Origin of the sequence: Pseudovibrio sp. POLY-S9 (assembly GCF_001431305.1) — a bacterium.
Classification (GTDB): domain Bacteria; phylum Pseudomonadota; class Alphaproteobacteria; order Rhizobiales; family Stappiaceae; genus Pseudovibrio.
This window is the reverse complement of sequence record NZ_LCWX01000206.1, coordinates 1-272: the sequence shown is the minus strand read 5'-3', so window position 1 is coordinate 272 and position 272 is coordinate 1. Positions and strand designations below refer to the sequence as shown.

The 272-nt window shown below is 55.1% G+C and carries 1 protein-coding gene; it reads right to left on the bottom strand.

All coding sequences use genetic code 11. The features are described 5' to 3' along the window. The coding region (tssD, locus tag PPL9_RS34790; protein ID WP_152986648.1) for a type VI secretion system tube protein TssD at positions 1–239 on the bottom strand (239 nt) is incomplete at its 3' end. Positions 240–272 lie beyond the last annotated feature (33 nt).

Here is a 272-nt window from a genome sequence, read left to right as displayed (position 1 = left end):
AGCGGGATGGACTTGTTCATGGAGCAGGTGAACTTGAACGGAGTGTGCACGCGCTGACCAGCTGGCTGGCCGGACTGGATATCACGAGGAATGATGACAGTGTGATCAATGGCCTGCACCATGATCTCGTCTTCATGGCCTTCCTGCCACACGTTACCGACGGAATCTTCAGTAAACGCGCCTTGAGTGATTGGACCCTGAGTTGACCCTTCAATGGTGATATAAGCGGGTGTTGGCATAGTATGCTCCTGGTGAGCGCCCTCCGTGTGCGG